The organism is Polaromonas sp. P1_G2 (assembly GCF_056405515.1).
The window spans coordinates 1-369 of the sequence record NZ_JBFUBY010001673.1; the positions used below are offsets into that span (position 1 = coordinate 1).

Annotated in this window: 1 protein-coding gene; it reads left to right on the forward strand. The window is 53.9% G+C overall.

Going from position 1 to position 369, the window contains the following annotated elements; all coding sequences use genetic code 11:
* Nucleotides 1-103: 103 nt before the first annotated feature.
* The coding region (locus AC1D0P_RS32065) for a hypothetical protein (protein WP_477680412.1) at nucleotides 104-369 on the forward strand (266 nt) is incomplete at its 3' end.

Genomic DNA, 369 nt, shown 5'->3' on the forward strand with positions numbered 1-369 from the left:
AGGTCAAGCAGTTCGGGGCGGCACTGTCAATTCGTTTTGCTGGTCCGGAGCGCTTTCCAAGCGTCACCCGGCGGGCTACAAAAGCTGAAAAATGGAGGACACGATGCGCATTCTGTTCGACCCCGAACCCCGGGCTGCCGCCGATATTTTTTCCAAAGCAGATCAGGAAAAGTTCTTCTCAACCTATGACGTCGTCGCCTGGAATGGCGAGGATCGCGATGCGTTCTACAAAAAACATCTGTCGGACACCGAGGTTCTGGTCAGCCAGCAGCGCATGGAGCGCGACGAGCTGGATATGGCGCCGAAACTGCGCTGCATTGTCAATGTCGAAACCAATTTCTATCCCAATGTCGATTACGACCTCTGTTT